Origin of the sequence: Nonomuraea sp. H19, assembly GCF_052068215.1 — a bacterium.
In the GTDB taxonomy this organism is placed as follows: Bacteria; Actinomycetota; Actinomycetes; order Streptosporangiales; family Streptosporangiaceae; genus Nonomuraea.
Map to the genome: position 1 here is coordinate 444,279 of NZ_JBQHCV010000004.1, position 8,584 is coordinate 452,862.

Annotated in this window: 9 protein-coding genes; 2 read left to right on the plus strand and 7 right to left on the minus strand. The window is 71.3% G+C overall.

From position 1 onward, the window contains the following. The first annotated feature begins 103 nt into the window (after nt 1-103). Nucleotides 104-1,204, plus strand: a complete 1,101-nt coding sequence (rlmN, locus tag ACTMTI_RS11445; RefSeq protein ID WP_441120225.1) for a 23S rRNA (adenine(2503)-C(2))-methyltransferase RlmN — start codon at nt 104-106, stop codon at nt 1,202-1,204. Between the two features lies 1 nt (nt 1,205). Here the strand turns inward: rlmN and ACTMTI_RS11450 are convergent, their stop codons facing one another. Beyond that, nucleotides 1,206-1,874: a hypothetical protein gene (locus tag ACTMTI_RS11450; RefSeq protein ID WP_441120226.1), complete on the minus strand. Its 669-nt coding sequence runs from the start codon at nt 1,872-1,874 to the stop codon at nt 1,206-1,208. Continuing rightward, the gene (locus ACTMTI_RS11455; protein WP_441120227.1) at nt 1,871-2,632 is read right to left on the minus strand and encodes an ABC transporter ATP-binding protein; all 762 of its coding nucleotides are present in this window, start codon (nt 2,630-2,632) and stop codon (nt 1,871-1,873) included. The genes ACTMTI_RS11450 and ACTMTI_RS11455 overlap by 4 nt, the downstream gene beginning before the upstream one ends. A 92-nt stretch (nt 2,633-2,724) precedes the next feature. On the opposite strand from ACTMTI_RS11455, the gene ACTMTI_RS11460 reads away from it, so the two are divergent. Then, the gene (locus ACTMTI_RS11460) at nt 2,725-3,282 is read left to right on the plus strand and encodes a DivIVA domain-containing protein (protein WP_441120228.1); all 558 of its coding nucleotides are present in this window, start codon (nt 2,725-2,727) and stop codon (nt 3,280-3,282) included. On the opposite strand, the gene ACTMTI_RS11465 is transcribed toward ACTMTI_RS11460, so the two are convergent. The 5 genes from ACTMTI_RS11465 to iolC all read right to left on the minus strand — a co-directional run bounded on the left by ACTMTI_RS11465 (nt 3,270) and on the right by iolC (nt 8,530). Then, nucleotides 3,270-3,917 carry an HAD-IA family hydrolase gene (locus ACTMTI_RS11465; RefSeq protein WP_441120229.1) on the minus strand — a complete coding sequence of 216 codons (648 nt, stop codon included), beginning with the start codon at nt 3,915-3,917 and terminating at the stop codon, nt 3,270-3,272. The two genes, ACTMTI_RS11460 and ACTMTI_RS11465, sit on opposite strands and share 13 nt — an antisense overlap. 92 nt (nt 3,918-4,009) lie before the next feature. Next, the gene (gene iolD, locus ACTMTI_RS11470; RefSeq protein ID WP_441120230.1) at nt 4,010-5,842 is read right to left on the minus strand and encodes a 3D-(3,5/4)-trihydroxycyclohexane-1,2-dione acylhydrolase (decyclizing); all 1,833 of its coding nucleotides are present in this window, start codon (nt 5,840-5,842) and stop codon (nt 4,010-4,012) included. Further along, nucleotides 5,839-6,678: a 5-deoxy-glucuronate isomerase gene (iolB, locus tag ACTMTI_RS11475; protein WP_441120231.1), complete on the minus strand. Its 840-nt coding sequence runs from the start codon at nt 6,676-6,678 to the stop codon at nt 5,839-5,841. Before iolB ends, iolD begins: the two co-directional genes overlap by 4 nt. Continuing rightward, nucleotides 6,675-7,580, minus strand: a complete 906-nt coding sequence (locus ACTMTI_RS11480; RefSeq protein ID WP_441120232.1) for a Cgl0159 family (beta/alpha)8-fold protein — start codon at nt 7,578-7,580, stop codon at nt 6,675-6,677. Before ACTMTI_RS11480 ends, iolB begins: the two co-directional genes overlap by 4 nt. Then, on the minus strand, nt 7,577-8,530 hold the full coding sequence (gene iolC, locus ACTMTI_RS11485; RefSeq protein WP_441120233.1) for a 5-dehydro-2-deoxygluconokinase: 954 nt from the start codon (nt 8,528-8,530) through the stop codon (nt 7,577-7,579). Before iolC ends, ACTMTI_RS11480 begins: the two co-directional genes overlap by 4 nt. Nucleotides 8,531-8,584: the final 54 nt, after the last annotated feature.

An 8,584-nucleotide genomic window follows, 5' to 3' on the forward strand; every position in this document is an offset into this window, starting at 1 on the left:
ATCCGGCGGATACCGTGCCGCGAGCCGAACCGTGACAGGAATTCCACCTCCGATCTGAACGTTCACTACCCTGGTCGACAACCACTCAAGCAAAGGCAATGACGTGTCCCAGCCACCAGGTCAGCTCACCTTCGTCGCGCCGCGGCGGGCCAAGCCCGCCCGGCACCTGGCCGACCTGCCGATGGCCGACCGGCGGGCCGCGGTGACCGAGCTGGGCGAGAAGGCCTTCCGCGCCGACCAGCTCTCCCGCCACTACTTCGAGCGCCTCACCACCGACGTCGCGGCCATGACGGACCTGCCCGCCGCGTCCCGTGACAAGCTCGCCGCGCTGCTGCCCACGCTGCTCACCCCGGTCAGGGAGCTGGCCACCGACGGCGGCACCACCCGCAAGACGCTGTGGCGGCTGTTCGACGGCGCGCTGGTCGAGTCGGTGCTCATGCGCTACCCCGACCGGGTCACGATGTGCGTGTCGTCGCAGGCCGGCTGCGGCATGAACTGCCCGTTCTGCGCCACCGGGCAGGCGGGACTGACCCGCAACATGTCCACCGCGGAGATCGTCGAGCAGGTCGTGGCCGGGGCTCGGGCGCTGGCGGCCGGCGACGTGCCCGGTGGTCCGGCGCGGGTCAGCAACGTCGTGTTCATGGGCATGGGCGAGCCGCTGGCCAACTACAAGCAGGTGATCGGCGCGGTCCGCCGCCTGGTGGAGCCCGCGCCGGATGGGCTGGGCATCTCCGCGCGCGGCGTCACGGTCTCCACCGTCGGCCTGGTGCCCGCCATCGGCAAGCTCGCCGACGAGGGGCTGCCCGTCACGCTGGCGCTGTCGCTGCACGCGCCCGACGACGAGCTGCGCGACACGCTGGTGCCGATCAACACGCGGTGGAAGGTGTCGGAGGTGCTCGACGCCGCGTGGGCGTACGCGGCGAAGACCAAGCGGCGGGTCTCGATCGAATACGCCCTGATCAAGGACATCAACGACCAGGAGTGGCGGGCCGACCTGCTGGGCAAGCTGGTCAAGAACAAACTGGTGCACGTCAACCTGATCCCGCTCAACCCGACGCCGGGGTCGAAGTGGACGGCCTCGCGGCCGGAGGACGAGCGGGCGTTCGTCCGGCGGCTGCAGTTCCACGGCGTTCCGGTGACCGTACGCGACACGCGCGGGCGCGAGATCGACGGCGCCTGCGGGCAGCTCGCCGCGGCCGAATAGGTCATCTTCTGAGGCGCCGCCAGACGTACCACGCGAGGGCGACCAGGCACCAGGCGAGGGAGACGGCGGCGAGTTCGGGGAGACGGTCGAGCAGCTCGCCGTTGTTCGCGGCGCGCATCCAGACGACGAGCGGGACCGTGAGCCAATAGAGCGGCGAGGCGCTCAGCAGCAGCATCAGCAGGAAGCCGATCAGCAAGCCCATGATCGACAGGGCCGGGGACGGCAGGATCGCCCGGCTGGTGAGCGCGCCGAGCGCCGTCCCGGTCAGCGCGGCGAGGCCATGCATGACGACGGCCGCGGCGAGCAGGCCGGGCCTCGGGGTGGCGCTCAGGCCGAGGGCGAGCGCCGCGGCCAGGCCGATCGCGGCGAAGGCGGCACAGGTCGCGAACGCCGCCACGAGTCCGGCGGTGACCTCCCTGCCGCGGCCGCCCGCCGTCACCGCGGACATCTCCCGTTGCCGGTCCGGCTCGGTGTCGAGGAGGCTTCTCGCGGCCCAGGCCAGGATGGGGACGATCAGTACGGCGCCGTCCGCCAGCACGGCGGCCTCCTGGCCTCTCGGCGCCCGGCTGCCGTACAGGATCGCCAGCATGGCCAGGGCGAGGAGGAGCGCCTGGAACACGCGGTGGGAGCGGACGTAGGCCGTCAGGCGGAAAGCGGCCAGGGCGATCATCGGGTCTCCTCGATCTCGCGGGCCTGGTAGCCCTCGTCGCGCATCCGGACGAGGAAGCGCTGGACCTCGTCCGCGGGCATCGTTACCGCCACGGTCACGTCTGGGCGCCCGGCCGCGCCGTCCCGAGGGCCGATGACGGCGGCCTTGTCGTGCGCGACGGCCGCCGTGCTCTCCTTGAGCCGGCCGTCGACCACCGACCAGTGGCGCATGCCGGGTAAGGCACGCAGGCCGCCCTGGTGGTCGCCGGCGATGACGATGCCGCCCCTGGCCGCGACCTCGGTGGCGATCGAGGGCAGCGCCTCGCGCGTGTCGGTGTCGAGCCCGGCGAACGGCTCGTCCAGGATCAGCAGCCCCGGCTCGGCCATCAGCGCCTGGGCCAGGCCGACCTTGTGCGCGCTGCCCTTCGACAGCTCGCCCAGCCGGAGCGCCAGGAGGTGCCCCATGTTGAGCCGCTCGGCCCACGGCTCCCAGCGGGCGCCGCCGCGTACGCGAGACATGTGACGTAAGTAGGCACTGACCGTGAACGGCTGGCCGGTGGGGAACCGGTCGGGCGCGTACCCGACGATCCCGGGACGGTCGGTGATCGTGCCCGTCGTCGGCCTGGCGAGCCCCGCCAGGAGGCGGAGCAGGGTCGATTTGCCGGCGCCGTTGACCCCGGTCAGTTCGATCACGTCGCCGGGCGCGAGGCGGGCGTCGGCATCCTGGATGACGAAATGATCACGCCTTCGGTAGCGGAAGGAAACTTGAGACAGACGCATGGTGGGGTAACGGTATATCTCGGGTCGCGTGGCCCGGATAAAGAGCCTCACAATGGGGTGACCCCCCAGCACATCACAAGAGGAGTGTGAGCTTGAACCGCTTTCCGCGCGTCATGGGCATGCGTTCAGGCTATGACCCCGTGGAAGTCGACGCCCTGATCGGGCGCATCGAATCGACCTTGGGCAGGGGCCCGCACACCTTGGACCCCGTCACCGCCGACGAGGTGCGCCATGCGACCTTCCGCGCCAAACGCGGCGGCTACCTGGAGACCGCGGTCGACTTCGCCCTCGAAGCGTTCGTGGTGGCTCTGGAGACCCAGGCCAAGCGGCCCGTACGGCTGGCCATGGCCGAGCCCACCGGCGAACTGCTGCGCGAGGAGTGGTTCGAGACCCAGGCGGCCCGCGTCGAACGGGTGGCCTTCCGCCCGGGCCGCATGGGCACCGGCTACAACGAGGACGAGATCGACGCCTTCCTCGACCGCATCGTGGCCACGTTACGCGGCACGACCGACTTCCCGGTGAGGGCCAAGGACGTGCGCGAGGCCAAGTTCTCGACCGTGCTGTTCAGGTCCGGCTACCTGATCGCGGACGTGGACGCCTTCCTGGCGGGCATCGCGGACGTGCTGGAACAGCGCGTTCAGCCGTCCTGAACGACGGTGAGCAACCCGTGGAGGTCGGGCAGGGCGGTTTGGATGATCGTCTCGTCCTCGGGTCGCTCGCCCCGCCGGTTGATCCACACGCGGCGGATGCCCAGCCGGTGCGCGGGGACCATGTCGTGGAAGTAGCTCTGCGCCACGTGCACCCAGGTCGTCGGCTCGTGCGCGCGTTTGAACGTCGCGAAGTGCGCGTTGTCCGGCTTGTACGCGCCCACGTCCTCCGACGTCACGACCGCGTCGAACGGCACGGGCAGCCGCCGCCGCGTCTCGGCGATGAGATCGCGGTCGCAGTTGGTGAGCAGCGCCAGGTTCCAGCCTGCCGCGCGCAGCGCCGACAGCTCGGCCCCGACCTCGGGGAACACCGGCCAGTACGGCAGCGTCGCGGCCAGCACCGCCGCGTCGTCCTCGTTGAGCTCCACTTTCTCCTCCGCGCACGCCCTGCGCAGCGCCTCGGCCAGGACGTGGCGGTAGCGGAGTGCCGGTGACTCGCTTTGCACCGCCTGCTCGTGCCGGATGTACGCCTCCAGCAACCGCGCCCCCTGACCGGGCGCTATCAGATCGGCACTGGTGAGGATGCCGTGCCGCCAGTCGACAAGAGTTCCGAAACAGTCGAATGTAACCCATCGCATACGTCACATACTGATGTCTATGTGGCCGTCTGGACGTCCTATCGAGTCCGCGATCTCGAATTCGTGTCCAGCTCCTGTCGTGACGGCCGGCGTCAGCCGGGCGGGGCCAGGTGCGGGTGCTGGGAGCGCTTGTTCGCCTCGTACGCCTCCCGCGCCGCCGTCCCCACCTGCGCCACGGGCACGTCCCACCACGCCTCAGATGAGGGCGCGTCGTCGGCCAGGGGGTCGGTGCGGACGTAGATGACCGTGGTCTCCGTCGCCGAACGCGCCGTGTCGAGCGCCTTGCGCAGGTCGGCGACCGACTCGGGGCGCAGCACGGAGGCGCCCAGGCTCGCCGCGTTGGCGGCCAGGTCGACGGGCAGCGGGCCGCCGTCGCGGTGCCGGTAGGAGGTGCCGAGCCGGTCCGCGCCCACGCTTTCCGACAGGCGGCCGATGGAGGCGAATCCGGAGTTGTCCACCAGGACGACGATCAGCTTGATCCCTTCGGCGACCGCCGTGACCAGCTCCTGCGCCATCATCAGGTACGAGCCGTCGCCCACCAGCACGAACACCTCGCGCTCCGGGACCGCCATCTTGACGCCGAGCCCACCCGCGATCTCGTAGCCCATGCACGAGTAGCCGTACTCGACGTGGTAGCTGCCAGGGCCGCTCGGCCGCCAGAGCTTGTGCAGGTCACCGGGCATCGACCCGGCCGCGCACACCACCACGCCATCGCCGCCCGCCGCCGCGTTGACGGCGCCGATCACCGCGGCCTGCGACAGCGGCGTGCCCTCCAGCCCGTACGCCGCGTCGACGGCCGCGTCCCACGCCCGCGTCAGCTCGACGGCCCGGTCGCGGTAGGCGGGCGGCGTGGCCCAGCCCGCGCACGCCTCGGTCAGCTCGGCCAGGCCCTCGCGGGCGTCGGCGACCAGTTGCAGGCCCGACAGCTTGGCGGCGTCGAAGCCGGTGATGTTGAGGTTCACGAACGCGGCGTCGGGCGCGAAGATCGTCCTTGATGCCGTGGTGAAGTCGCTGTAGCGGGTGCCGATGCCGATGACCAGGTCGGCCTCGCGGGCCAGCGCGTTGGCCGCCGTGGTGCCGGTGGCGCCGATCGCGCCCAGCGCGAGCGGGTGCCCGTAGGGGAGCACGCCCTTGCCGGCCTGCGTCTCGGCCACCGGGACGCCGTACGTCTCCGCGAAGATCCGCAGCTGCTCCGTGGCCTCGCTGTAGATCGCCCCGCCGCCGGCGACGATCAGCGGGCGGCGCGCGGTCCCGATCTGGCCGGCCGCCCGCCGCAGGGCCGAATGCTCGGGGCGCGGCCTGGGGACGTGCCACACGCGGCGGCCGAACAGCTCCTCCGGCCAGTCGTACGCCTCCGCCTGCACGTCCTGCGGCAGCGCCAGCGTCACCGCGCCGGTCTCGGCCGGGTCGGTGAGCACCCGCATGGCGGCCAGCAGCGCGGACGGCAGTTGTTCCGGGCGGTTGATCCGGTCCCAGTAGCGGGAGACCGGCTTGAAGCAGTCGTTGACCGAGATGTCGTAGGAGCGCTGGTCCTCCAGCTCCTGCAGCACCGGGCCCGCGACGCGGGTGGAGAAGATGTCGCCGGGCAGCAGCAGCACGGGCAGCCGGTTGATGGTCGCGCCCGCGGCGCCAGTGATCATGTTGGTGGCGCCGGGGCCGATCGAGGTGGTGCAGGCCAGGGTGGACAGGCGGTTGCTCGCCCGGGCGTAGGCGGCGGCCGTGTGGACCATGGCCTGCTCGTTGCGGCTCAGGTGGTAGGGCAGGTCCTCGTCGGAGGTGGCCAGCGCCTGGCCGAGGCCGGCGACGTTGCCGTGGCCGAAGATGCCCGTGCAGCCGCCGAAGAACCTGTGCTCCACGCCGTCGCGTTCGCTCCACTGGCAGGCCAGGAAGCGCACGACGGCCTGCGCGACGGTCAACCGGGTCATGGCGTCCTCCCGAACGGCAGTCGCGGGTCTATGAGCTGGTCGTCCCAGGAGGAGCGGATCCAGGCGTGGCGGGGATCGTCGCAGAACGCCATCGTGCGCTGCTCCGCGGGGCCTGCCAGGACGTTCAAGTAGTAGAGGTCGTAGCCGGGCGCGGCCATGGAGGGGCCGTGGTAGCCGTACGGGACCAGGACGACATCGCCAGAGGAGACCTCGGCCAGGGTGTCGATGTGGCCGCGCTCGGAGGAGTAGACGCGCTGGTAACCGAGGCCCTGGTCGGCGACCTCGAAGTAGTAGATCTCCTCCAGGACGGCCTCGCCCGGGTTGGGGGTGTCGTGCTTGTGAGGCGGGTACGAGGACCAGTTGCCGGCCGGGGTGAGGACCTCCACGGCCATGAGCTTGTGGCAGTCGAAGACGTCCGGGGCGCAGAAGTTGTTCACCTGGCGGCTGGCCTGGCCGGCGCCGCGGATCTCGACGGGGACCTCGGCGGCGGCGACGTATCTGGGGCTCAGGGCGCGCGTCACGCGGGCCGAGGGCAAGGCGATCCGGCCGGCGCCCTTCAGGGTCACGTGCGTAGAGATCGGGATATATGCGAAATCGGAGGGCCCGTCGAACACCGAGGCGCGACCCGCCAGCTCGAACGTCTCGCCCGGGGTCGTGACCGTGCAGGAGCCTGCCAGCGGCAGGACGAGCATTTCCTCCTCCCCGGTGCCGAACGACACCGGGGCGTCCGTCAAGTCGACGATCCGCAGGCCGGAGTAGGTCCATCCGGCCAGAGACGGGGTGATCTCGACCGACCAGGGTCCGCTGGCGGTCTTGCCGTACGGAAGGTATGTCATGCGCGGGCCTCTCGTACCAGGGCCGCGGCGCCGTCCACCGCGGTCGCCACGTCGTCGTCCGGGGGGTAGAGCAGGGCACGCCCGACGACGAGACCACGCACCCCGGGCAGGCTCAGCGCGCGGTGCCAGTCGGCGTAGGCGGCGTCGATGTCCGGCGGGTCGCCTCCGAGCAGCAGGGCGGGCAGCGTGGTGGCGGCCATCACGCGCTCCATCTCCGCCACGGCGGGGATCTTGAGCCAGGTGTAGGCCGAGGTCACACCGAGCGCCTGGGCGACGCTGATCGCGCGGATCACGGCCTCGGGCGACAGGTCGTTGCGCAGGACCCCCGACTCCGAACGCAGCGACCAGAACGGCTCCACCATGGCCACCAGCCGCCGCCGGGCCAGGTCCGTGACGGCGCGGGCGCAGGACTCCAGGGTGGCCACGGTCGCGTGGTCGCCCGGGTCGATGCGGCACAGCATCTTGCCGCCGTCCAGGCGCATCTCGTCGATCGAGGTCGCGTCGAAGCCGGTGAAACGGTCGTCCAGCTCGAACACCGACCCCAGCAGGCCGCCCCGGTTCATGGAGCCGAAGGCCAGCTTGCCCTCCAGCGCCCCGAGGAGGAGCAGGTCCTCCAGCACGTCGGGGGAGGCCAGGATGCCGTCCACGCCGGGCCTGGACAGCGCCGTCCGGAGGCGGTCGAGCAGGTCGGTGCGGCTGGCCATGGCCAGCGGCCGGTCGCGTACGGCCAGGGCGCCGCGGGCCGGGTGGTCGGCGGCGATGATCAGCAGTCGCTCGCCCTCGGCAGGCATGCCGCGCCGCCGCCGCCTGCCCGCGGCCTCGGTGATCTCCCAGGGCCGGGTGGCACGGATGTGGGTGAGCCGCTCGTAGCCGGTGCTCGTGGGCAGCGTGACGTCGCTCAAGAAAGCACCCCGTCGTTCTCGGGACCGCTCAGCAGGGCTTCCACCTCCGCAGTCGTGGGCATCGCGTCGGCGCAGGCCAGGCGGGCGGCCACGAACGCGCCCGCCGCGTTGGCGAAGCGGATCGTGCGCTCCAGCGGCCACCCGCTCAGCAGCCCCAGGCAGATGGCGCCACCGAACGCGTCCCCCGCGCCGATCCCGTTGACCACTTCGACCTCCACCGGCTTGACCAAGCAGCTCTCCTCAGAGGTACGCGCGAAAACACCCTCAGGGCCCATTTTGACGATCGCGACTTTCACCCCGGCATCCAGCAGCGCCTGCGCGGCGGCCGCCGGGTCGCGCACGCCGACGGCGGTCTCGACCTCGTCCAGGTTCCCGACCGCGACCTCAGCGGACGGCAGCGATCGCCGTGCCGCCTCGTGAGCCGCCTCGCGCGACTCCCACAACGTGGGCCGGTAGTCCAGGTCGAACACCGTCCAGCCGGTCCTGCGCGCCGACAGGGCGGCGGCGTGCGCGGCGGCGCTGGGCTCCTGGCTGAGGCCGGTCAGCGAGAACCAGAACAGGCGCGCGTCCGCGATCGCTTCCAGGTCCAGCATGGAGGGGGAGAGCCGCAGGTCCGGCGGGTGCTCGCCGCGGTAGAAGTAGATCGGGAAGTGGTCGGGAGGGAAGATCTCGCAGAACGTGACGGGTGTCGCAGGACCCTCGAAGGTGGTCACGTAGGCGTCGTCGACGCCGAATTCGCGGATCGCCCGCCGCACGTACGCGCCGAAGGGATCGGCTCCCACGCCGGTGATCACGGCGGAGCGCAGCCCGTGACGCGCCGCCGCGACGGCGACGTTGGTCGGGCTGCCGCCGAGGAACTTACCGAAGGTCTCGACGTCGGCCAGCCCGACGCCGGTCTGCAGCGGGTAGACGTCGACGCCGCTGCGGCCGATCGTGATCAGATCGTACAACGCACCTCCAGATACGGAGTTTACCTTCGCAGGTTATGGCATATTGTCATGACA